This window comes from Streptoverticillium olivoreticuli subsp. olivoreticuli (assembly GCF_003391135.1).
In the GTDB taxonomy this organism is placed as follows: domain Bacteria; phylum Actinomycetota; class Actinomycetes; order Streptomycetales; family Streptomycetaceae; genus Streptomyces; species Streptomyces blastmyceticus.
This window is the reverse complement of record NZ_CP031455.1, coordinates 8,697,489-8,721,500: the sequence shown is the minus strand read 5'-3', so window position 1 is coordinate 8,721,500 and position 24,012 is coordinate 8,697,489. Positions and strand designations below refer to the sequence as shown.

Genomic DNA, 24,012 nt, shown 5'->3' with positions numbered 1-24,012 from the left:
CCGCGTCCTTCTTCGAACTCATCGCAAACCGCGCACAACGCCTTGTGGAACGAGCACGTCCACCGCGCCCAAGGGGCCGGTCCGTCAGCATCGCCTGGGCAGGCGGCGAGACCATCAGCGCCCGAGAGCTAAGACCTGGTATCGCGGTTACTGCAGAGCAACGGTGGGGCCATCCATTGAATGCTCCGAGCAAACGCTCACCGGCCCGGCCGCCGTTGCCCGAAGCGCAGTTCCTCGAGGAAATCAACGACCTGCTGGGGCGGATCGAGCAGAGCCGGTCGGGCAGAAGCCTGCTCGAGTTCTTCGGCCAGGCACGACCGATTCCGGATGATGACGGGGGATTCGGGCCCCCGCACCCCATGCACGGAATGAACACCAGAAGCCCGGACGCGCGGGACAGCCGCGGCAGATCCGTGCCAACGAATGTTCTCATTGTCCAGTCCACCACGGGCAAGGCCGGGCAGCACTCGTGGGACGAGGACGCGAGAAGCGACGGCAGGGGCGCTTTCTCCATGGTCATCGTGGATCCGAGGAAATTCACGCTCTTCGACGATGTGGCACTGCCCCCTGAACTAACCCTCGCGCACGAGCTCATACATGCTGCGCATGCTCTCTCGGGAACTCTGGAGGAGGAAGCTGGCAAGCAACGTCTGGGAGACATGAAAGCTTTACCCGGAGAGGAAGACGACTACGCAACACACGCGCTCACAGTCAAGGATCCCAAGACCCCCATCGGGATAGTCAAGCGCTTGGCCAAGGGCACCGAGCAAGACCGCGAAAAATTTTTAAGGAACGCAAAAGTCACTCCCGAGATGCGGAAGAAGCTGGAGAACGCGATCGCCCAGTATGAGAGCCACCGTGCTTATTTCCGCAAGCAGGCATGGAAGCAGGAACAACCCGTACCGGTAGCCGAATCTCCGGACGGCAGCATTGAACTTCTCTACGGGATCACGTATGAGGAGTACAGAACACACGGCAATCAGGTCGCACTTGCATGGATCGACGGAGCAGAGAAGAAGAACGGGAAGATCGTACTCAAACCCTCCCGCCGTGAATTGGCCTCAGACGAAGTAGCGCTGGGCAATGTTGCCGCGGCGGCCCGGCGTGCGGCCGGTAGGCATGCGGCCGAGATCGATGCCGCCGTCTCCCTGGCCTATGCCATCAAAGATGCCCGCCTGCGCATCCGTGGTATCACGGAGGTCCGCATCGCCAGCGAGTTGAATCTGAGGACCAGAGTCGCGTACGACACTCTGACCGGCTGGCTCCGCCTCGTGTTCGCAACAGTGCCGAGATCCGCAGTACCTGACCAGGCGCTACACGCACATCACCTCGCGCAACTAGCGGAAGGATTGAAGGAGGCAGGGGATGCCACGACGGCGGCGGAAATCGAGCGCTATATCGCAGATCTCCAGAACCCTGCCCCCGTCGGACCAGGTGTGGTCCGGCAGGTGCTCTGCACAAGTCACGAGGAATCCATGGGCCACTGTGTGCCACAGGAGGCCCTTCCAGCCGCATTGCTGAACGAAGCTCGTGGGACTCTGCAGGATGTCGGGAATTCCATGGTCTCCACGGACACCGAACCGAATCCACGGCCAGGGCAGGGCATGACAGTCCCTGAGATCACAGTGAGCTCACTCCTCCCTGGGCGGATCGGCTTTCTCGGCGGACGGAAGGCCGTAACCGACAGCATGCTGGAGAGGATCCACTCAAGCAGCGATAACAGTTCACAGGGTAACAAGGACTGGGCAGCCATGTACATCGGCAGCACACGGGCCGTCAGTATCGGATATATGGTCGCCGATGATCCGGCCGAGACAAAGACCTGTCAGCTGCTGGAGATCCATCTCGGTCAAGATGCTCCCAAGCTCGAGCTCCATTACGTACCAGATAGCTTCTTTACGCTCGGTGAAAAGACCGGAGCGCAGAAGGCCGAATCCCTCAAGCGGCACTATGGGATCCCCGGGCAGCAACGACTCATGGATGCCCTGGGTACCCGGAGCATCATTCTCGCGATGGCCGCAGCTGAAGGAGAGGAAGGCGACGAGATCATCGTCCCCTGGGAAGTCGCCAACACCTGGTGCACCGCGCGCCTTGCCCAGCCGCAGCCCGGCTGGGACCGGAGCCTGCACGGGTTCGTTGATGACGAGTGAACCTCTTTCATCCTCAACCGTCGCTGGTCAGGACGGTGTAGATCGTGGCGACGATGCGGCTGATGCAGTTGGTGGAGCATCCGGGCCCGGCGGAGCATGTGTCAGGACTTCAGCCGGGCAAGGCCCGTTCGCCGGGGGCTTGCAGCCTGGCAACTCGCCGCCGGGTGTCGATCGGACATGGCCACCGCCTGGCGTTACGTGAATGACACGATCGAGCAGCTCGCCGCGTTCGCGCCGTTGTTGATGGAAGCATTCGCCAGTCACCACGCGGACGGATACGTCCTGTTAGACGGCACCGTCACAGAGACCGACCGGGTCCAGGCCGAGGGCCGTTTCTCCGGCAAGGTCCGCTGCAAGGGCGTGAACCTGCAGGTCATCACAGCGGACGAACGAAGTTTCTGTGGCTCTCGTCTGCCCTGTTCGGATACACCCACAACGTCCGGGCCGCCCGTGAGCGCTGCATCGTCGAGGCCTGCGCACAGCCGGACCTCGAGGTTCTCGCCGACAAGGACTACACCGGCACCAGCGGCACCGTCATCACCCCGATCAAGCGCCGGCTGAACACCGAACTGCCCGGCAAACAGAAGAAGCCGAACAAAGTCCACGCCGCCCTGCGGGTATCCGTCGAACAGACCATCTCCCGGATCAAGCAGTGGGGGATCTTCCGCCGCGCCCGCACCAGCCCGAACAGGCTCACGTCATTCGCCGCAGCAATCCCCGCCCTCTGATCTACACGTGAAAAGACTTCCGGCGCCCCACTCCCGAGAGGGAACCCCACATCACTCCTTCTCCCCCGATCGAGGAATTTCCATGGACCCGACATCTCGTCCCGTCGCACCGCTTACCGCTACCGACGACAAGGACGCCAAGAAACCCGCTGGCCACACCTACGTACTCATGGTCGAGCACAGCGCCCAGTTCGGACTCCGCCAGCTTCCTCTCGTCGGTGACGAGATCCCAGAGACGGAAGATGTCAAGTTCTCTGGACTGCGGTTCATCGCCTCTTCCAAGGACCTGCCACCAGAGAAAGCCGAGGCGGTCAACCAGCTACTGGAATCGCTCGGACCAGACCGGCCGTCCCCACTACTGCCAGGCAAGGTAGGCAAAGGGGTTACCCTCGAGACGACCTGCACGGTGTCGCCCCAGCTGGCACACACCTTCCGTTTGCGCCTCGGTGACTCCGGCCGCAGCAAAGACCAGGCTGACATACCCTCTCCTCCGATGAGGGCACAGATCCGGCGCAGTGCCCCGACTGCCCCTGATCCCATTCCTGCGGCGCCGGCTGCAGCATGGCTGAACGTCAACAAGACACTCGGTCCGCTGACAGTGCGCCGGATCGGTGTCGGGTACCACGACCAGGAGCTTTCCGTCCTGACGGACGCGACCATGAAGGCCGGGCCACTGGCCATCGGCGTCGACGGCCTCGGCCTCGGCGTACGGCTGGACAAGCTTTTCAAGGGCGATCTTGATATCGACGGAAGGCTGTCCGGCCTGAGCATCGACTACTCCACGCCTTCCCTGGAGATCGCCGGAGCATTCCTCAAGGGCATACCGCCCGAAGGCTACGACCTGGACATCTCCGGACTGCTCATGGTCAAGGCATCGAAGTACTCTTTCGGCGCTGTCGGCGCCTACCTTCACAAGCCCGGAGGCCGCCCGTCACTGTTCCTGTTCGGCGAGGTCGGCGCCGAGATCGGCGGACCCCCGCCATTCATCGTCACCGGGCTGATGGGCGGCTTCGGCTACAACAGCAGCCTGCGTATCCCCACCCTGGAAGAAGTATCCGGTTTCCCCCTGCTCACCGGCCTCTCCAGCAAGCCCTCCAGCGGCCCCACCCCCGCCGCCACAAGCGCCAAAGACCAGAAGAAGGAACTGCTCACCACACTCGGCAGCCTCACCACCGGCACCAACGCCTGGGTCACACCAGCCGACGGCGAGATCTGGATCGCTGCAGGCCTGACGTTCAAACTTTTCGAACTCATCAACGCCCGCGCGCTCCTCACAGCAGAGTTCGGTTCCGGTTTCACCATCAGCCTCCTCGGCCTGGCTGACGCTTCCTTCCCGCCCGAAGAATCCGGAGTCACAACCCCCAAGTACGCCAACATCGAACTCGAACTGGAAGCGGTCTACAGCACCAAAAAAGCGATGCTGGCCGTCGACGCGCTGCTCACCCCCCGGTCATTCCTCCTCGACCCCGCCTGCCACCTCACCGGCGGATTCGCCCTTCACTGCTGGTTCGACGGCAGCGAACACCCCGGCGACTTCGTCCTCAGCCTCGGCGGCTACCACCCCCAGTTCAAACCCCCTTCCCACTACCCCAACCCACCCCGCCTCGGCATCAACTGGGACGTCAGCGACACCGTCAGCATCAAAGGCGGCTCCTACCTCGCGCTGACCCCCTCCGCATTCATGGTCGGCAGCAGCCTGGACATCCGCTACCACTCCGGAAACGTACGCGCCTGGCTCACCGCCCACATCGACGCCCTCATCCAGTGGAAGCCCTTCCACTTCGACTTCACCGCCGGCATCTCCCTCGGCGCCTCCCTCAACACCCACATCTTCGGCACCTGGACCGTCGAAGTCGGCGCCGACATGCACCTATGGGGACCACCCACCGGCGGCAAAGTCACCGTCCACGTCCTCGGCATCGGTATCACCATCAGCTTCGGCGAACCCGCCACCGCACCCGACCCGAAACTGGACTGGGAAGAGTTCACCACGCTCCTCCCCAAGCGGGAGCAGATCCTGCAGATCCTCCCGGTTAACGGCCTCATGCCTCCTCCTCCTACCCCGGCTGGTTCATCCGCCCCTGCGCCAGGCTTCTGGGTCTTCTCCAGCCACGGATTCACCTTGGAGACCCGTACCGCAGTCCCGGCCTCCGAGCTGGTCATCGGGGGAAAGCCCCTGGCAGAGGAGCTCCAGGACCCCAAGCCGGCCCGGGTGAACATCCGGCCGATGCACGACGCCGGGCAGGGCCTCATATCGCGGCACTGCATCGCTCTCGTGAAACACGGCGACAACGGCGAACGAACCCCATTTGACCCTCGCGGCCACGAGTGGACCGTCAGCGCCCAGCGTGCCCTGGTGCCAAGTGCTCTGTGGGGGCAGTACACCGACGACACGGCATACGTACTGTCTGCCGACAAGCAGCTGGTTGCCGGGCAGATCACCGGCGTCCGTATCACCGCGCCCGGGCCTGTCCCCGGCACCTCCCTGTGTGTGAAGGCTGCCAAGCTGGCAAGCACGGCACTTACCCATGGGATAAACCCGCTGGGTACTGCCGACGACCGTTCCGCAGTTCTTTCCTCCGAACGGAAGGATGGTGTGGTCAAGCTGATCAGCAGCAAGGTGATGGATGCAGATATTGTCCGGAGCCGTACCGACCTGTTCGAGCGGCTGAGGGCATGGGGAATGCCCCTCGGTCCGGACTCGAACGGTGATCTGACGCCCTTCGCTGACCAGGCCGGTCGCCTGTTCGCCGATGAGCCCCTCGTTGCAACCTCCTGATCCCTTCTTTCGCATGTCCCCGAGGTGACCTCATGCCCCGTACTCCCGCCCCCGGCCCGACCTCGCAGACGGTGAAATTCACCGACGACCTCCGACCCGCAGTAGGGGCCGGCACCTACACCCTCACCGTTACCCAGGAGATCGACAATCTCAATACCTTTGTCGACGGCACCGAATACCTCCAACCAACCACACATGACTTCGTGGTCCGCGCCCCTCAGTTCCACCTGGACGCCAGTTGCGTCCACGCCCTCTATCCCCCACCGGGGATGAACGGGGCCTTCCACTCAGTCCTGCCGCACATCGCCCTCAGTCGCGCCCTGCTCCCATGGGAGCGCTCTCTGGCCCCGGGAAGCACCGATACCGACGGGCCCGCGTGGCTCGCGTTACTCGTGCTGACCCCCGCTGATAAGGTCGTGCCCCGGACCTGGACCGTCCGTGAGGCCCTTGCCGACGATCCCAGCGTTCGCCTCCCTGCCCTGGAGAAGGCTGAATTCACCGCGCAGGAGGAAGCCGGGGCGTGCACCACTGTGGACCTGTCCCCCGCCCTGGCGGCAGCCCTGCTGCCCGCCCGTGCGGATCTGAACCTGCTGGCCCACGTCCGCTCCGGCGGCACCGATGCCACTCGCGACGACACTCCTGCCCAGGACTCTCCTCCTTCCCCAGGCGAGGAACCGTACTCGGTGATCATCGCCAACCGTTTCCCTGCCAAAAGCCCAGGCACCTACACCGCACACCTGGTATCCCTCGAAGGCCACCACACCGTCCTGGGAACCACCCCCGACCGGCCGGTGCGCATGTTCTCCCTGGCTTCGTGGGCCTTCACCTCCCACCCCGACGAAACCGGAGGCTTCGGCCCCCTGGCAGAACACCTCGCTCATCCCGAGCCGGATAAAGACGGACGCACAGGGGTACTGCGCCGCCCCCTGCCCGCCGAGGACGACACTCCCTCCGTTGCACGGCTGCGTGATGGCTACTTACCGCTTGCCCACCACACTGCCCCCGGGCCATGCACCTTCGCCTGGTACCGCGGGCCGCTGATCCCCGTCCCGTCAGTCAGCGCTCCTGTGCCGAAGGTGTGCACCCACCCCTCGCAAGCCCTCATCTATGTCAAGGACAGCGGGGTGTTCGACGTCAGCTACGCCAACGCCTTCAGCCTCGGCCGCGCTCTGGCCCTGGCCGATCCGCACTTCACCACCCAGCTGGCAGCGTTCCGCCGTACTGCCGCCGAACGCCTCGCGCTCATGGCCCAACACGCCAGGTATCCAGTCCTGATGAGACCTGTAAAACCGGCATATACGGTCTTCGTAGAGCCGACCATTCACGAGCGGTGGTACGACGGCGGCACCGTCAAACTCGCCATCCACAACCACACTGCCAGCCCTTTGAAGGTGACGACGCTGGAATTCGACCTGTCACCGGGGCAGACAGCTCGTAATGGCACGCACATCTTGGTTGAACAGAATGGGAACCACGTCACCGGCACGGTTTCGAAGGACTGGCCGCCGATCCCAGCGGGTGAAAACCGTTGGGTGAGCGTAATGATCCAAGGCGACATGGAGCCCTTCCCCGCTAGCTTCAAGGTCAATGGCACTGCTGCAGGCATCCTGGCCCGCAGCAGGCTCACCACCAGGGCCGAAAGTCCGTCCACCGGCGGGACACCTGACCCTCTCGCGATGCTGGACAGCCTCCTCCAGGAGGGGCTCGAGGGTGAACTGTGCCAGCTTTTCACCCCCACCCCTGGTGCCGGTTCCGAGCACCCGCCGCCCAGCAGCGGAGCCCTGCGTCAATCCCCGCCGGTCCTGGACCACCACAGCATCCTGGCCGAAGAAGCACATGACCCCAAGACCACGCTCGGTCAGCCCGCCGCGCACATCCTGCCGTGGCTGAACAGCCTGGCCCTGCTGACGCCGGTGCCGTTCGCCCATCTCGTCCCCGACCCGACCATGCTTCCGGACGAAAGCCTGCGCTTCTTCCACATCGACGAGACGTGGCAGCGAGTGCTGCGGGACGGCGCCCTGAGCATCGGAAGAAACCGCAGCGAACAAGGTCCGGTTGACAAAATCCTCTCCGAACTGGTCTCCCCTCAGGAGCCCTCGGCGCCCGCCGCCGGGATCCTCATCCGCTCCGCCCTGGTACGCGGCTGGCCCGCTCTGACCGTCACAGCCACCGACCAGGACAGCAACCAGCTGAAGGCATTGCGCTATGAACGCCTGGACCAGGACACACTCCTGGTCCTTTTCGACGGCGTCCCTCAAACCATCGAACTGGCCGAGCCCCACCAGGGACTGCACTTCGGCGTCACCACTGAGAACACCATCGAATTACGCAGTGTCAGCCCCGACAACGCTGGCGACCAGGAAACAACGCTCGCACCCATGGAGGTGAAGGACTTCCTCCGCCGGTCTGCCGACGGCATCGAAACCCTCCGCGCTGCAGACCTCGCGGAATCCATCGCCCGAGCACTCAGGCCCGGCGGGAGCAACTCCCTCACGCCCTCCGAGTTCGCCCTCCAGATGATCAAATCATCGGAAAAAATCACCCTGCAACGCCCCTGACCACTGGAGGACTCGCCATGGACCAGCCCAGCACACTCCAGGACGGCCTTGTCGTCCCTGTCAAGCTCTCAGCCCTGATCGTCAACGAAGCTGTCCAGACACACTGGAACTTCCAGCGCTGGCAGCTCAACTTCCACCGCCTTAACCTGCACCTGAACCCTGAACCTGACCCCTTCGGCGACCTCGATCTCGGCATGAGCTCCGACGTCAGCCGCCAAGGCGTGTACCTGCAATGGGAGATCCCCGACGCACTGCGCCGCGGCACCCACGACGCGGACAAGGACACCACTTCCTTCCCCGTGGTCCCCAATCGCTGGCTGATCGTCCGCCGCTGCAGCGATATCAAGATGTGGGTCGTTGAAAGCGACCATCTCGACCGCATCACCGGAACCTCCCCTTTCCTGTACACCGACCGCGACGGGGTCCGCCGGATCACCTGTATCGGCCGCGAGGTGGAAACCACCGACCAGCCCTGGGCCGAGCCCGATCCGCCTGCCGAAGCATGGAAACCCGAGCCCGGTACGTTCCTGACCGCGCACGGACCTGGCATCCCGGCCTTCAGCCAGTACCAGCCCTATAACGAGAACGTCTTCTCCTTCCATGACCCACTCGACGACCACAGGCATACTGACGAAAAATTCAGCTACCTGGTCGTCGGCTGGTACTCGGCCCCTGGCTGCGACCCGCTCGCCGCGGCTAACAGTGCGGAGGGCCTCAGCCGGATACTCACTGACTTCCACTGGGAGCAGGTCCGGCCTGGCCAGGGCACAGCCCAGCGTTCCTATTACGCGGGCATGACCTGTCTGGTGGACTGGCACCCCGACAAGCTGCCCGGAAGCACCTCCCTGGAAACTCGCGTCGCCGTGGGCAACAGTTCACTGGATGCGCTGGTCGCGATGGTCGAGTCCAACAGTTCACCCGATTCCGTACTGGCCTCCTCATCCGCTCTGCTGGAAGCCCTCCAGTACGGGATGCTCGACAAAATCTCCCAGCCTGACGGCATGCTGGACTTGGAGCAGCAGATACAGAAGCAATGGTTCACTCACGCGCCCGGCGGATTCCTGTGGCAGATCACTGACGCTGCCAAGGCCGCCGACAGCATCCCAGCGGTCAACGAAAAGCAGCGTACTGCCCTGGCTGAACTAAACGATGCCCAGGCCGCCTATGACACAGCGGTGAGGGAACTCCATGACCTGCGCCGCCAGCTCTACGATGCCTGGTGGCTGCACAGTCTGCCCGTCCTACCCCGTGACCTGGACTACGGCGTGTTTGCCCGCAAAATCGATCCGAAGGCCGACGGCAGTCTCGCCCAGCGCGTCCGCGAGGAGATCGAGAGGATCGGCGAGCCTGTTTCTGTCAACGGCCAAGCTCGCAGTGCCCGCGCAGACAGCCTGGCCTTCCGTGTCCAGGAGCGTGTCGAACGGCTGATCGGCCTTGGCCTGACCCTTGTCACCAACGACCCCCCCGCTCCCGGAGGGCTGCTTCTCAGGCGTGCCCCGGCGGCCCCGTTCCATACCCCGCAAGACCCTGTCGTTCTCATCTGCGGCGCCGGCATGCACGAACCGATGGACACCGCCACCACCGTGCCATGCCGCCCCGTCGAAGCAATTGCCCCACCGAGACCAGGCGACGAGCACAAAGCCACCATCGACGGCCTGCTCGCCAACGTCCCCGCACCCGTACGCGCATTAGCACACGAATCAGCCTGGTACACGACAGGCAACACGGACAAGGCGGAACTGCCCGACGGGGCCATCCCTCCGCCGGCTTTCGTCCTGTGCCCCTGGACCCAGCCCTGGCAGCCGCTGTATCTGGAATGGCAGGTGCGGTATTACCCGATCCCCCACACAGCGAGCAACGGCAAACCGAACTGGGCCTTCAACGGCAAACGCTACGAGTGGAAATCACAGGAAGGCGATGAAAAGCCCCAGATCCACATCACACTCAACGGCCGCTCCATGCTCAGCGCCCACACCGCGTTCAACATGGCAGCCCGCATCCGCCAGCACGCCAAACACCACCCCGACAGCAACGTCCGCGACCGCCTGGAAAAATTCGCCGACTCCACCAGGGAATGGGACCTGCTCGCCCAGTCCCTGGGGGGCTTCACCGCCCAGCTCGCCTGCCACGACCAGTCCCGAAACGTACAACCAGACGGCGAACTGCGCGACCTCGTCGGACCAGGCTGGCGCAGCGCACCCGACCCCGGCCCGCTTCCCCAGCCGTTCAAAAACTATCCTTCTTCGCCCTTCCAGCAGATCCGAGCCGGGCAGTTCGAGTTCACCGAGCTCAAGATCGTCGACCGCTTCGGGCGCGCCCACGTCATCATCGAACAGAACCAGGAAAAACAGTGGGCGCCGGAGAGAACATCCGACACCACCCCCAGCAAGGACGAGGTGACTGGACTCGACAAACGCGGAGTGCATCTGCGGCCCCGCCTCGTCCAAGGCGCACGCCTGTGCTTCGACCTCGTCGACACAACCAACGACGGCATCCGGGTAGACCACGACCCCCGGGCCAACCCAGTCTGCGGATGGCTGCAACCCAACCATATCGACCAAGCCCTCGCCTGCTACACACCCGACGGCAGAGCGCTAGGAGAACTCCGCCCCGTCACCAACACGGCCGGTACCACCGACGTGACCTGGTACCCACTGCCCGGGTCTCCCGCCGGAACCTTCGAAAGCCTGTCAGAGCAGATGCCCCACCTGCACCGTTTCCTCAACCCCATCCGCACCGGGGGCACAGCTGCACTCGCTGCGGTACTCCGCTCCATCGACAACACACTCAACAGCATCCACCCCGGTACCGCCCATGCCGACACCACACCCGCTGTTCTCGCAGGGCGGCCACTGGCCCTCGTCCGCAGCCGACTGTCCCTCGAACTCGACTCGCGCCCCATCACCGACCCCACCTGGCAGCACGTACTTGACCGCCCAGCACCCGAATTCCCCAACTACGAATGGCCAGTACAGCTCGGCGAGTACGACCGGCTCGGCGACGGCCTGCTGGCATACCAGCACGACACACACGGCCCCATTTTCACCGTCCACCCCACAGAAGACGACAGTGCATTCCTCAAAGCCATCACCCCCAGCAACTACCCCCGTCTCAAAGCCCACCACCATCCCCATACCAGAAACTTGGCCGACCCTGAGGCTCTCTACCTCACCTTGCTCCTCGACCCGTCCGCACAAGCCCACGCAACCACCGGCATCGTCCCCACAGCCAGCCTGAGCCTGCCCGCCCGCTTCACTCAGCACCCGCTCAACACCCTTGAGGTGTTCTTCCGCGCCGGTCCCCTCCTCACAGTCACCCGCACCACTGACAACGGACACGGCCAGGCACCGGACACCGTCCTGGCAGCCCCGCGCCCATCACTACGCGTCGGCACCTGGAACTGGACCGAACACTCCCCTGACGGCACAGCCGTCACTCTGCCTCTGGTACCCGCCGACACACAGCCCCGGGCCAGCGACACCCCGCCCGCTGTACGCAACGGGCTCCTTAAACTCACCCCTGCCTCACCCGGCGAACCCGGCAACACCCCATGACCACCTCTGCGCCCCCGCGCCACTCTGAATACGGAGAGCCCAAATGACTACTGCACCCCCCCGTAAAGCCCTGACCACAGCAGTCCTCACCGACCCCGTCCCACTCGCTATCAGCCAGCCCGCCGCGCTGGACATCATCATCTCCAACGGCGGACAGCGCGAAGTTTACTGCGACCAGATCATCGTGATACTCCCGGCAGGCACTCTGGCTCAAGATCTCATTAAAACCAGCGAAAAAATACAGGCGTCAGCCAACGACCGTCCCAGAGCCTGGAGCTTCAGCGAGGTTGAAGACGGTGTCCTGGAAGGCATCCCCACCGGGGAAGAATACGTCTTCCCCGGCGCAAACAAAAAGATCATATTCAAATCTTCGGATAGCAATTCCTTTACCGAGAACGGACTGCGCCTACACCTGGATGGTTTCAGCGTCAACAGTGAAGTCGGCACCGCCACCATCGCAGTCCGCACCCATATAAGGAATCCAGGTGACACTGACTACGCATGGGAGACGGAATACCACAGACTCGATAAATATCCGGCCCGGCCCGACCTCGTCCCCCTCGCCAACCTCCGCATCGTCAAAGGAGACCAAAGTGGCGACACAATAGTCACTCAAGTCGGAAAAGGCGATAAATTCACCCTCAAATGGGACGGACCCGACACCGACTACACCCTACACAGCCCTGCCATCTTCAAAGGCGAGGTGACACTCCCTAGCGCTACCCGCTTCTACGTCGTGGAGGGAGGCGTTGAGCGCGACACCACCTTTACCCTCCACGCCACATACCAGAAAGACACGCACCAACGCACCGCCTATCTCACCACGACCATAGGAGTCACCAACCCTATCATCGAATCCGCAACGATAGGAACAGCGCAAATCACACAAAAACTTACAGCAGGAAATGTTGAGTGCAGTAATGTCACGGCAACAGGGGTCATTGAAGGTAAATCCAGCATTACAGCAGCGGGATACATCGAGAGTAAATCCAACATTACAGCAGCGGGATACATCGAGAGTAAATCCAACATTACAGCAGTAGGATACCTTTGGTCCAAACAAAGGCTATACCTGGGCACCGACAAGGACTACAATTCGATCAGCCATGTTGCCGGTGGAGGCTTCAAAGCAGACGCCACATTCACCACAAATGGAATCGACACGGGAAGCATTACAGCAACGGGCCTCACGGTCAACGGCAACGCAAGCATCACCAAGAACCTCAGCACCACCGGGAGCATGACAGCAGCAAATAGCCTGACCGTAAGCGGGTCACTCACGACAAACGGAGACGTGTCCTTCAAGGGCATGAAAAAGCTCTACGTGGACTCCAGGTCCAACATATTTGGGGGTTGGCAGAAGCTGCCTCTATCCGGGGGAGGAGGAACTTTTACGGCCCCATCGGACGGTCTCGTTATTGTCACATTTCAGGCTAACTATAAAAGCGGAGTAGTTGGAGGCGTGACCATAACTACGGGTGAGGTGTCGGTTTCCGGCTATGTGGTTGCCAGCAACTGGAACTACTACGACACATGCACCCTGCCTGTAAAAAGGGATCACGAATTCAAGATTACCACACTGGAACGACTCTCAAGTATATCCGCCTATTGGATTCCGCTCGGCTCGGGCGGATTTTAAAAACAATGCCGAGAAGATAGAGTCTCGACAGGCATGTCATGCGGCTTAGGGAAGCTGCTGTAAAGCATCGGGATTCCGCGTAGTGTGGATGTCAGCCAAGATGCCGTTCCTGCAGTGTCGTGTGGGGCCTCAAAGAGATAGTTGGCAGAAGAGTCCCGGGAGAGGCTTGAAGGTGGCTCGGGACATTCTTGACGGCGTCGCAGCTGATCCTGGATCATGAACGGCTATAGAAGAGGGAGACGCATCCGGGCAGCATGGCCCGGTATTGCTGGTTGAACAGCGGTACCGGGCGGTGCTTGAGTTGCGCGGCGGCTCACCGGTCAGCGAGGTGGCCATCTCGTGCGGCGTGTCACGCCAGGCGGTCTGCACGTGGACGTCGAAGTACGAGCCGAGGGTTTCAAGGGCTGCGGGAGAAAGTCCTGGCTTCCGCGAACGAGCCTGATACCGGCTTCCGGCTGAGGTCGAGGCGCTGGGGTGCCCGGCGAATAGCCTTATAGGATCGCGCGGACGAGCCCTGCCACGGCGCCGTCGCAGGCGACGGTGCACCGCGATCTTGAACGCAACGGGCTCATCCGGCACCAGAAGCAGCAGAACCGCAAGTGCAAACGTTGGCAGCGCGAGACACCGATGCACCTGTGGCAGCTGGACCTGGCCGGCGGGATCTTCCTGGCCGACGGCCGCGAGTGCAAGATGCTCACCGGGATCAGTGATCACTCCCGGTTCGTCGTCATCACCACCGTCCTGGCCGTGCCGTCCGGCCGGGCAGTCGCCGACGGGTTCGTGCGCGCGATGCGTACCTACGGGGTGCCAACCGAGATCCTCACCGACAACGGCAAACAGTTCACCGGCCGGTTCGCCAGACCCCGCACCGCCGAGGTGCTGTTCGAGCGCGCCTACCGGGAGAACGGCGTCACCGCGAACCTTTCTCATCGCTGTCCTGGGGTGGCCAGGCTGGCGAAGGAGGTGATGGCCCTCGATGAGGAGATCGCCGAGACCGACGCCCTGATCGAGGGCCGGTTTCGCGACCACCCGCACGCCGAGGCCATCCTGAGCATGCCTGGCCTCGGCCCGGTCCTGGGCGCCGAGTTCATCGCCCACACCGGCCGCGACATGAGTATCTTCGGCAGCCCCGACCGCCTGGCGGTGTCGCCGGCCTGGCACCCGGTCCCCAAGGACTCCGGGCGCATCAGCGGCAACATGCGCAGGCCCCGGCACTACTGCCGCCGCCTGATGCAGGTCTTCTACATCTCCGCCCAGGTCGCCGCCCGGTGCTGTCCCACATCCAAAGCCTTCCACGACCGCAAACGAGCCGAGAAGAAGAGCCATAAGCAAGCCGTCATTGCCATCGCACGACGGCGCCTGAACGTCCTGTGGGCCCTCATACGCGACGGCCACACTTTCGAAACCACTCCGCCCCCTGGGCTGAACTGCTCACAGTGGGCCACCAACCAGGGTTGACAACCAACATTGGGAATCAGTAAGGCGTCCGCCTGAATGGCATTCATCCGCAAAGGCGCCGACCATGCGTGCAACTCGATAACTCCCCAGGAGCAGTTATGGGTAATCCAGAGCCGGGACAGCTCACCCTCAGTGATATAGCCAGCGTCCCGGGGCTCGGCCGCGAAAAGGGCGAAAAGCTGGCCCGCCCCAACGACGAGCGATATGTGCGGACGTCCGCGAAGGACTTTAAGGGGCGGCGGATCTATACACTATCGAAGGACAATGAAGGGAAAAACGAAGTAAAACTTCCCGCGAATATCCTGTGGTGTCAGAAGAATTACTGGTACGCACCCGAGGAAGGTCACGAGGAGATCTGGGTAGGGTCGGCGCGGCCGGAGTGGTACTGGGAGACAGTGGCCACGGCGGTTGCGTCTTACAGGAAGCCGGGCGGCAGTGAGGACGCGGATCTCCTGACGGAGGGGTTCCGCTGCGTCTTACTCGCGGTCTCGGCGGTACTGAAGGTGACCGCGCCCGAGGTGCTCCCAGGCATCGCGGACCGCGTCCACTTCCTGGCGGAGGATGGAATCGACCGGGTGCTCAGAATCGATTCCGTCCTGTCTGCGGAGCTGAACTGGGACAGTGTCCTCCCGTCAAGCGAGTTCGGCCAGCTAGGCAAGCAGCCGGAAGGTGAGACGCTGCTGAAGAGGCTTCGGGAATCCGGAGTCGTCGTGCACCCCAGTTCGGGCGAGACATCGCACAACCCCGCTGTGAGCCGGGCCCGGAGTGTGGCAGTCTTCAAGGAAATCAAAGAAGACGCACCACCGGAATCCATCACGTACCACCTCGCCCTGAAGGCCGACCGGCACCCCAAGGCACGCCGGCATCTGCTGGCCCATGAACTCACCCATGCACAATCCCGCCGCGGCTGCGGATTGCAAGCCGAGAGCACGGACGTCGACGAGGCGTACACGGAGACCCTCGCGCGGATGGTGACGGACACGATCACGGCCGTCGAGTTGGGCCTCAGTGGCTCCGATCTCAAAAACACCGAGAAACGGAACATCCTCGCCGGAGAAGTCCAGTACAACGTCTACTGCGAAGCATCCCGCGCGACCGAGCAGGAAAAGGGAGCGCTCCGCTACCAGAAGAACATATGGGGCCTGGTCAAGGTCTCGCTCGATGCCGACCCTACCGGCAAGACCCTGAGCGCACCGCTCACAGAGCAGCTGGCGCGCTATCTGGAGCCCGATGCTCCCGCCCTTCCCGTGGTATTGAAGGTGGTTGCCGGGGAGCCAGATGATTTGGCGGTCCGGAACCAGGCCGAGGTCAGGGACGCGAAGTCCGTCGGGGGCAGCTCCTCTGGAGGGGCACCGCAACCTGATGGTTCGGCAGTTCGATCAGTTGCGCCATCATTGGCCACGGGGGCGTCCTCGCAGGCGACCGGGATCATGGATATGCGGGCCAGAAGCCCGGAACTGTCAACTAGCGACTGTGAAACCGCAGGTATGGAAGGGGCCGCTGGTACCTCCAGAAGAGCCACACCCCAGCCCGTCTCGCTGGAGCTGTTTCTCCCCGACACGGACGAGGCCGACTATCACCTACTGCAGGTGCATGGGACCGACGGCGGACGTGCCCGTACGGCCCTGATCGACGGCGGATGCGTAGGGGCTGCCGATGCCGCGGTGCACGCAGAGAAGTTGGCCAAGGTGCTCGCCCGGCTGCCCAGGGGTTCAACAAACCGTCCCGTACTGGACCTGGTACTGCTCACCGGCGACGTGCCCCGGCGCTACAACCTGCTGCCCGCCGTCACCAGGGATCTCGAGATCGGAGCCGTCCACTACGCGGGGGCGCCCGGACGGGACAAGGCACCCCTGCCGCTGACCGGCAACAGCATCTCCCAGTGGCTCACGGCCCACAACGCACGCCCCTTCCCCGCCGCGTACAGCTGCCCCGACCGCCCCTTCGCTACGCTGGGCCCCGCCGCTCTCCAGGTACTCGGCGCCAATCTGTCGGCGAGCAGCACCGATTCGGCGGGCGGCAGTGCCATGGTGCTGGTGTCCGCCGGGGGTCTGCGCCTGGTGCTGACCTCGGACACCGACGCGGCGGCGGCGCAGACGGCCGCCGCCCTGTGCGCGGTGCCCACGGGCCCGCGGCTGTTCACCGCACCTGCGGCGCTGACGGTGGTCTCCGGCCGACCAGACCGGGACGCGGCACGCGCCTGGCCGTGGCAGGCACCAGTCGGCTCACCGCTGCTGCTGCCGGTGGCCGCCACAAGCGACCGGCCTACCGAGCCCGGAACTCCCGCCCGGTGGACAGCCGTAGCCTCCGTCGACCCAAAAGCGCAGCCATTGGCCACCGTGATCCTGCAACTACCGGAAACCACGCTGACGATCCCTCCCCCTGAAGATGACGGAGGAAGCTCATGACCGGGCCCACGCGACAGCAGATCCTGGACCACATCACCGACAAGGTGCTCAGCCTTCCCGCCGACGAGCTCGGCACCTCCTTCGCGGAGCTGTGGGACTGCCTCAGTGGCGCGGACACGGTGACGGCAACCGAGGTCGAGATCTCCCCCCGAGACCAGACATTGGCTGTGCGGGGCACCGTCGCTCTTCCCGGGCAGGATCCCGTCCAAGCTCACTTTCTCTTCACCGGGGACCCTGTCACCTCGCTGACGCTGCGCCTGCCCCGCCCCGGCTGGACTTACGGCGACACTGAGCGGAGCTACGATCTGGCGGCGGTGCGCAAAGCGCTGTATCCGCAAGGCAGCGCCACGCCGCCGACGCCGACGGCGGTCATCACCGCCCCTCTGGGCGGTGCATACACCTCGTGTGTCGAACTGCCCCTCACCGTCTCCGGGGGCACATCGTTCGTGCTGCTGCTGTCCCAGGAGGAGGATGAGCAGAGGCTGGTGCTCGTCTCACCGCCGGACCAGACGGCACCGCTTTCCTCCCTGGACGAGCTGATCAAGCTGCCCCAGCTGAAGAGCTGTGCGTTCACTGTCCCCTCAGAGATCCCCATGACGGGTCTGCGTCTGGGGGCGCTGCGGTTCGTCGTCGACCCACGCGGCTCCCGTCTCGAATCCGTGCAGATCCAGGTGCTGACGCCCGACTGGGAGATCTCGAAAGACGTCTCCGTACTGGCGCTGAGGCACGTGGCGATCGGCTTCACCGTCGCGTTTCCCCCTGCACCGGCGCCCCCGGCGGTGTCGGCGGGCCTCAGCGCGACCGTCGCGCTTGCGGGAACGGAGGTGAACGTCTCGGTGGCCTTGCCCCAGATGGACCTGTCCTTCGTGGGCTATTTGCCGGACGCCTCGATGTCCGGGGCCTTGCCGGCGGCGGCACAGCAGCAGTGGAACGGCACCGGGTTGTCACTCGAGAAGCCGGGCATCAGTATCTACGGCGAGGCGAATCTGCTCCGCAAGTCCTGGACGCTCGGGTGCCGTTGGGATGGATCGCTGAGCACCGGGAAGACGAGTTTGGACGGACTCACGGTCGAGACGTCAGACCAGGGCGCAGGCCTGACGGTTACCGCAGGCGCGCGGGCGGAGATCGCCGGGGCGCGCTGCGCGGTGACGCTCGTGAAGGCCGACGGTTGGGAATTCCAGGGCACGGTAAGTGATGTGGATGTGCCTGCCGTGCTCGAATGGATGGGCATCCCGGTCCCCGCGCAGATCACTCTCGACGCGGTGAGCGTCATCTACTCCTTCACCTCTGGCGACTTCACCGCCATGTGTGACGCCTCACTGAAATTCCAGGACCTGTTCCTGGAACTCGGCGTCGTTGCGGAGAAGACTGCCCAAGGGACGGGGCTGAACGCCGGACTGCTGATCGATGACTTCTCCTCCCCCGATGTCTTCCCCCTGCTCTTCACTGGAAGTTCTGCGTTCAGCCAGAAGAACGTAGAGGTCGAGCTTGGCTGGAAGAACGTCACGCCGCTGCCGGTGGCCCGGCTCGTCCGATATTTCGGGGCGTCACTGCCGGCTGAGTTCCCGGAGGAAATCCTGCCAGAGATCAAGGAGGCGAAATTAATCTACACCAGTGTGCAGGACACTTCGAATCTCGTGCTGGGTTTCAATTCCCCCTGGACGTCCTGCAGCCTGGTCGCGACAAAGCAATGACACAGTGGCACAGATTGGACTTTTTCTCATGCTCGACGACGTTATGCTGAACGAACCGACAGTAAGCGGAACCACGCTAGGCGATCCCGTACTGAGTAATCTGCCCAAGATTCCCGTGTTCCCCTACCTCCGGCGCCCGGTGCCGCCTCATGTGTTCCGCTTCGACCTGCGGGAGCCAACGGAGCTGTTTCAGGATGGGTTCTGGGCCTGGGGGGTCGGGTTCGATCTGTGCCGACATGTGGCCGGATTCAGTGCGTATCAGCGCCGAAGCGGCTTCGTGAGCACGGCTTCGGACGTAACCACTGCCTTGAACATGTTCATCAGCTGGAAGGTCAGCAAGGCTGATCTGACCAAGGCATGGGGTATCGACGTGAAGCTGGCCAAGTACATGAGTGACTACAGCCGAATCGTCGAACAGGCCAGCGATCCGGAGCTCCGTGCACAGCTGAGCCTGAACCCGGCAGCGAGACTCAAGATCCTTATAGACCTCCAAAAGAAGGAGCTCGAGACGCTCAAAAAGGCCCAGACGGCGGCCGAGAATCGGAAGGCCGCCGGATGGGTGGAGGGGTGGCTGTATGTGATCAAGCCGGATCCGCACTATGTGAGCGTCGAGGAAAATCTTCAAAACCCGCAGCGCCGCCGGCTGTCCGGGCCGCGCGCAGTCAAACTGTCCCGCGAGGCTACGGAATGGGATGCCGTACTGCATATTCCTCCGCAGCTCATCAGGCAGGCGATAAAGGTCAGGTTTACCCGGATCAAGACCGCTCCGAGACAGATCGCCAAACTGGTCTATGATGTCGGACTCGATATCGCCACCAACACGTCGTTCGACGAGAAATACCAATTCGATCCGTACGAGTTATCCCAGGGCCGGTATCTTGGACTCATCGGATACTGGGCCCCGGTGGACACGAAGACCACCCCCACCATCTACGCCCCCGGCTCCACGAATTTCGTCAAGCTCACGAAGGAACAGTGGGAAGGAAAGGCAGAATTCAACCAGCCGGGCGGACCACGGTATCCTTTCGGACGACCTGCTGAAGTAGCCCCGGCCTACCCGGCGTTTGCCGCGAAACCCTGAAAACGCATCTCCCCAGAATAACTGAAAAAGTCTGGTGATCTCGGAGCGGTGCTGGTCAGCTGAGCCTGGTTCCACCGTGTGATGGCCGCCCTGTGGGCAGCAAGTCAGCCCTGAGGCCCGCCTGGTGCAGGGCCATAGATGTGATTCGTAGACGGTTCCGGTGTGCTTCTGATTCTTCTTCGGGGTGACGCAGGTGGCGGATTCGGGTATGCCGGCTGGGATGCGGTATCCCGATGAGGTGACCTGTCCCCTGATCAGCGGGCCGCCAGCGCGCCGGGCACGTGTGCCTCAAGGCTGCGGAGTTGTCTGAGAAGTGGGTGGCTCCGCCTCGGCATCACGCAGACGTGGGCCATCCTGCGGCAGTTGGGCGTCGGCCCCGGATCCCGGTGCGCCGAGCCGCCGAGCCGCCGAACGGGACGACGCGGCCTTGGCGGTGTGGTTGAAGAGGTGTGGCCGCACATGGAAAAACAGTGAGGGGCTGGGATGCCTGGCTGTGCTTCGGGACGAGTCCATGCAAGGCCTGCGGCCACAAAAGCACGCGCCTGGTCCCACCGAGGCGTCACACCCGTGGTCCGGACCCGTGTCAGGGTCTCCGGACGGATCTGCATGGCCGGTCTCGTCTGCTGCAGGCCTGGCGAGCGCATGCGGCTGGTCTACCAGATGATCGTCCACCTTGGCCGCAGGAACACAGAAAGAGAGGCTTTCGCGAGGACGGCTTCGCCCGCCCCCTCGACACGGCCCACCAGCAGCTCGGCGGGAACCTCGTACTGGTACAGGACAACTCGAAGCAGCACACAGCACCTGACTGGCGGCCTCCCGGATCCCTCCCCGTACGCACCGGACCTCAACCCCGCTGAGGGTGTGTGGTCGCACCTCAAATGTGCCCTAGCCAACATGGCCGCCTGCGGCATCGACGCCCTCGCCGATTTGACCCGGGTCAGACTCAGAAAATGTAGCACCGCCCCGGCCTCCTCAACAGCTTCATCACCGAAACCGGACTCACCCTCAATAGCCCATGACGTCACTCCCGGAGACGGAGGATCAGAAGCACACGAAGCTCCCAGTGCAGGCAGTCGATCTTGGTCGACAACCCATCTACCGGGAGCTTCGCCACTACGCACAGCCCAACCGCCCGTCCCCCTCACATCAGGTTGGGACGGGCAACTCATCCTGTCAGCCGTTGCTATGCCTTGCTGTAAGCCTCACGAATACCAGCTGGTACGCGACCACGATCGTTCACGTTGTACCCGTTCTTCTTGGCCCAGGCACGGATCTTGGCAGTGTCTTCAGCAGGCCGGGTTCCAGCGCCCCGGTCCGACGACTTCTTACCCTTCCCCTGCTTGCGACCGGCCTTCACGAAGGGGGCCACCGCTTCGAGCAACCTCTCGTAGCTGTCTGGCCCGAGATCGACTTCATATGCCACACCATCCAGGGAGAAGATGTGAGTTTCCGCCTCTGCGGACTCCTGGCCCGTGAGGTCGTCGGTGTAGATGGTGATGATTTTCTGCGCCATGGGGAAACTATAGAGTATGTGAGGCCAGGGCGCCTGATTTTCCACAAAATAGAAAGCTCCGTTCTGCAGAGGATTCTGTACGGCCCATGTCTCCTTAAATCCTTCTCGCCTCAAGCGCCAGGCAGTCTCGATGATATGAACGGTGGCGACAGCCCTGCCGACGTGGTTTGTGTCCTCACACTTCCCCGCCGCCGCACGGTGACTGCGTTCGGATAGCTTCCTGACCAGAGAACGAAAAGACCCTCAGTCTGACACATGCCCGAAGGCTCCGACTTGCGGTCAATTGGCCACATCAGACTGCATTGCCTCTCGGTCACCACCGTCAAAGACTTCCAGACTGGCACCCAATACGGAACGCAGTCTTCGCTGATTGCAGAAGCCCTCAATGAACTGGGATTTTCCCTTCGGAGTGACGGCGGATCAGCCTGCGGATGCATGACGGTGTGGTGAGGTATCCCAATGGGGGTGCCCTCGGGGCACCAGGCCGTAAGAGAGCAAGTCCGTTTTGAGACTGCCGGGTTGCCTGCCGTAGAGGCTTCTCTGCCAGTGGCGGCCGGGCGGATGCCTGTGTCGCGGAAGCCGGCCCATGCCTGGCAATACGGCCCAGCTGGAGGGCGGTGCGGAGTCTCTGCACTCGAAGGAGCCATCGGGCGGGCCTCGCGGATGAACCCGAAATCTGGCCGCGCAGGGAAAGACACTGAGGGACCAGGGCACGTGGCTGCGCTTCGAAGACGAGTCAAGGCAGAGCCACGGCATCAAAGCTGAGAAAAAGCCTTCCGCGAACCGATCTTCGCTCCATCATGACCGCCTCTCCAAAGAAAAATCCTCAGAAGTTGCTGTCCAGTCCAGGAGCCGAGCGCTAGCGCCCTCTCGGAGGTAGTGATTCTGCGTCACATACGCGAATCAACTCTCGAATTCCCTGACACCAAACATACTCAAGAGCGATGAGAGGAATTTTCGCGGGACCGCCGAGGTCTCTTGGGCCATTAGCCAGCTGAGGGAATCCGAAAGATCAGCCATTTGAGACTCGGACAGCCTTTCCAAGACGGACGCCATCCCTTCCAGCTCTTTAATGGAAACCGTCGGGTCGAGTTGATCTTCCTCCGCAGAGGATAGGAACCAGGCGAGATTGACGGAAATTTCCGTCAACGCGTGCGTGAGCGAAGGGTAGGTAGGCAAGAATTCACGCCCCTCAGTCCTAGGTATACGATTTCGAGATCCAGCCCGGCTCATAGAATTAGGCGCCAGCGCCTTACGCTTTCACTTATTCCTGACACTCCGGACCATGCTGGGTCCGAATCCTCTTAGAAGTTTGGAAACCCCATGAAGTCCGGACAGGTAGATCCAGGGATAGACGCGGTCACCCATGACCAGCAATACGCTCGTCGCCCCGCCTCTAGATCAACTACCATGGGGTCCACAGGAATACTTACAGGCCCATGCAGAAGTAGTCAACGCTTTCCAGGGGCAGTGCTGAACAGAGCAGTCGCCGATTGAGCACCCCTTCATTTCCTTCCTGAAGCGCCTGGTCTTACTGTACCCCGGGCGCAACAGAAGGTCTGGATACGCTGTCGTGTCGCACCACAAGAACCTGCTGGCAAGTCATTTCGTTTGCGTGATCTTGCCGGACCAGAGTGAGGCGGCAACAAAGCTTGTTGAGCGGCTGAGCCGCCATCGATGGACCGACGAAACGCACCATGACATGACTCCCGGGACGCCGCAGCCCGCGCCCTCACCTGCTGCTGCAGACTCACCAGCCAGACGGTCCCTAAACTAAAGTTGTACGCACGTGTACGAATAAAGCTTTTAACGACGGATACGATCGTGTGAGGCTCAAGGGCAAGTGCAGGATGCATCATAGACAGGTAAACGCATCTGCCCATACCGAAGTAGGTTTCGTGAAGCGCGTCAACTCACGCCACGGGCATCTTCTTACCTCCGCCCTCGGCAGCACAGTCACCAGATCGATCGCTACGACTGGCGTAACACAAGCTGGCCCCAACTTTCAAGAGTGGGGATTTAGCTCAGGAAGCAGATCGCAGCATCAAACAATCATCCCGCTTGAAAACTTGAGCCAGCGTGACACGTCCAATTAGCTCTCCTGATATCGACCCGCTCTCCAGACGACGACTCCCCCGCTACCTCATGGGGCTCCACACTCTCGCCAGTTGGTACCAAAGAGCGGCCTGTAGCGATGTTGATCCTGAACTGTTTTTCATCGCAGGAAGAAGGGAAGGAGAGCAAACCGAGATAGCTCTCAAGATATGCGGTTCATGTCCCGTTACAAACGAATGCCTGGAACATGCGCAGAAAGCCCCAGAGCCATACGGAATTTGGGGAGGTACGACTGCGCGAGAACGTGGCTGGGACAGCTTGGGAAAACGTCGATTCAAGATTTCGAGCAACAGCACCCCTTGCTGAAATTCTTTCATCCTGGTTCTGGGGGGTGA

At 62.6% G+C, this 24,012-nt stretch carries 13 protein-coding genes and 2 pseudogenes; 13 read left to right on the top strand and 2 right to left on the bottom strand.

From position 1 onward, the window contains the following. The first annotated feature begins 215 nt into the window (after positions 1-215). The 12 genes and pseudogenes from DXZ73_RS37355 (at position 216) to DXZ73_RS37310 (ending at position 20,049) form a co-directional block, all read left to right on the top strand. A complete protein-coding gene (locus DXZ73_RS37355) occupies positions 216-2,150 on the top strand; it encodes a M91 family zinc metallopeptidase (protein ID WP_162889903.1) in 1,935 nt (644 codons plus the stop codon). 251 nt (positions 2,151-2,401) lie between these two features. Then, positions 2,402-2,878: a transposase family protein gene (locus DXZ73_RS40760; protein ID WP_116215331.1), complete on the top strand. Its 477-nt coding sequence runs from the start codon at positions 2,402-2,404 to the stop codon at positions 2,876-2,878. 82 nt (positions 2,879-2,960) lie between these two features. Beyond that, positions 2,961-5,657 carry a DUF6603 domain-containing protein gene (locus DXZ73_RS37345; RefSeq protein WP_162889904.1) on the top strand — a complete coding sequence of 899 codons (2,697 nt, stop codon included), beginning with the start codon at positions 2,961-2,963 and terminating at the stop codon, positions 5,655-5,657. A gap of 32 nt (positions 5,658-5,689) precedes the next feature. Then, positions 5,690-8,215 carry a cellulose binding domain-containing protein gene (locus DXZ73_RS37340; protein ID WP_116209063.1) on the top strand — a complete coding sequence of 842 codons (2,526 nt, stop codon included), beginning with the start codon at positions 5,690-5,692 and terminating at the stop codon, positions 8,213-8,215. 17 nt (positions 8,216-8,232) lie between these two features. Further along, positions 8,233-11,769 carry a hypothetical protein gene (locus DXZ73_RS37335; protein WP_116209064.1) on the top strand — a complete coding sequence of 1,179 codons (3,537 nt, stop codon included), beginning with the start codon at positions 8,233-8,235 and terminating at the stop codon, positions 11,767-11,769. Between the two features lie 43 nt (positions 11,770-11,812). After that, entirely contained in the window at positions 11,813-13,408 is a 1,596-nt protein-coding gene (locus DXZ73_RS38615; protein WP_162889905.1) for a hypothetical protein, read from the top strand. Between the two features lie 265 nt (positions 13,409-13,673). Beyond that, positions 13,674-13,850, top strand: coding sequence for a helix-turn-helix domain-containing protein (locus DXZ73_RS40345; RefSeq protein ID WP_162889906.1), 177 nt, complete (start codon positions 13,674-13,676; stop codon positions 13,848-13,850). A gap of 185 nt (positions 13,851-14,035) precedes the next feature. Continuing rightward, positions 14,036-14,278: pseudogene (locus tag DXZ73_RS40340) on the top strand (DDE-type integrase/transposase/recombinase); the annotation flags it as partial. Between the two features lie 72 nt (positions 14,279-14,350). After that, positions 14,351-14,866, top strand: a pseudogene (locus DXZ73_RS39915) (transposase); the annotation flags it as partial. 98 nt (positions 14,867-14,964) lie between these two features. Next, entirely contained in the window at positions 14,965-17,274 is a 2,310-nt protein-coding gene (locus tag DXZ73_RS37320) for a hypothetical protein (RefSeq protein ID WP_162889907.1), read from the top strand. Beyond that, entirely contained in the window at positions 17,271-18,968 is a 1,698-nt protein-coding gene (locus DXZ73_RS37315; protein WP_116209071.1) for a hypothetical protein, read from the top strand. The genes DXZ73_RS37320 and DXZ73_RS37315 overlap by 4 nt, the downstream gene beginning before the upstream one ends. Positions 18,969-18,996: 28 nt before the next feature. After that, positions 18,997-20,049, top strand: a complete 1,053-nt coding sequence (locus tag DXZ73_RS37310) for a hypothetical protein (RefSeq protein WP_116209073.1) — start codon at positions 18,997-18,999, stop codon at positions 20,047-20,049. Positions 20,050-20,702: 653 nt separating this feature from the next. Here the strand turns inward: DXZ73_RS37310 and DXZ73_RS38610 are convergent. Both DXZ73_RS38610 and DXZ73_RS37305 read right to left on the bottom strand, forming a co-directional pair. Then, on the bottom strand, positions 20,703-20,843 hold the full coding sequence (locus tag DXZ73_RS38610) for a hypothetical protein (RefSeq protein ID WP_162889908.1): 141 nt from the start codon (positions 20,841-20,843) through the stop codon (positions 20,703-20,705). Between the two features lie 389 nt (positions 20,844-21,232). After that, entirely contained in the window at positions 21,233-21,562 is a 330-nt protein-coding gene (locus DXZ73_RS37305) for a histone-like nucleoid-structuring protein Lsr2 (RefSeq protein ID WP_116215332.1), read from the bottom strand. A 2,145-nt stretch (positions 21,563-23,707) separates the two neighbouring features. Between DXZ73_RS37305 and DXZ73_RS37295 the strand changes: the two genes are divergently transcribed. Continuing rightward, positions 23,708-23,983 carry a WhiB family transcriptional regulator gene (locus DXZ73_RS37295; RefSeq protein ID WP_116209076.1) on the top strand — a complete coding sequence of 92 codons (276 nt, stop codon included), beginning with the start codon at positions 23,708-23,710 and terminating at the stop codon, positions 23,981-23,983. Positions 23,984-24,012: the final 29 nt, after the last annotated feature.

Excerpts from the sequence above, each read along its gene's own strand:
- DXZ73_RS37345 (WP_162889904.1), top strand. The coding sequence starts at position 2,961 with ATGGACCCGACATCTCGTCCCGTCGCACCGCTTACCGCTACCGACGAC.
- DXZ73_RS37340 (WP_116209063.1), top strand. The coding sequence starts at position 5,690 with ATGCCCCGTACTCCCGCCCCCGGCCCGACCTCGCAGACGGTGAAATTC.
- DXZ73_RS37335 (WP_116209064.1), top strand. The coding sequence starts at position 8,233 with ATGGACCAGCCCAGCACACTCCAGGACGGCCTTGTCGTCCCTGTCAAG.
- DXZ73_RS38615 (WP_162889905.1), top strand. The coding sequence starts at position 11,813 with ATGACTACTGCACCCCCCCGTAAAGCCCTGACCACAGCAGTCCTCACC.
- DXZ73_RS37320 (WP_162889907.1), top strand. The coding sequence starts at position 14,965 with ATGGGTAATCCAGAGCCGGGACAGCTCACCCTCAGTGATATAGCCAGC.
- DXZ73_RS37315 (WP_116209071.1), top strand. The coding sequence starts at position 17,271 with ATGACCGGGCCCACGCGACAGCAGATCCTGGACCACATCACCGACAAG.
- DXZ73_RS37310 (WP_116209073.1), top strand. The coding sequence starts at position 18,997 with ATGCTCGACGACGTTATGCTGAACGAACCGACAGTAAGCGGAACCACG.
- DXZ73_RS37305 (WP_116215332.1), bottom strand. The coding sequence starts at position 21,562 with ATGGCGCAGAAAATCATCACCATCTACACCGACGACCTCACGGGCCAG.
- DXZ73_RS37295 (WP_116209076.1), top strand. The coding sequence starts at position 23,708 with ATGGGGCTCCACACTCTCGCCAGTTGGTACCAAAGAGCGGCCTGTAGC.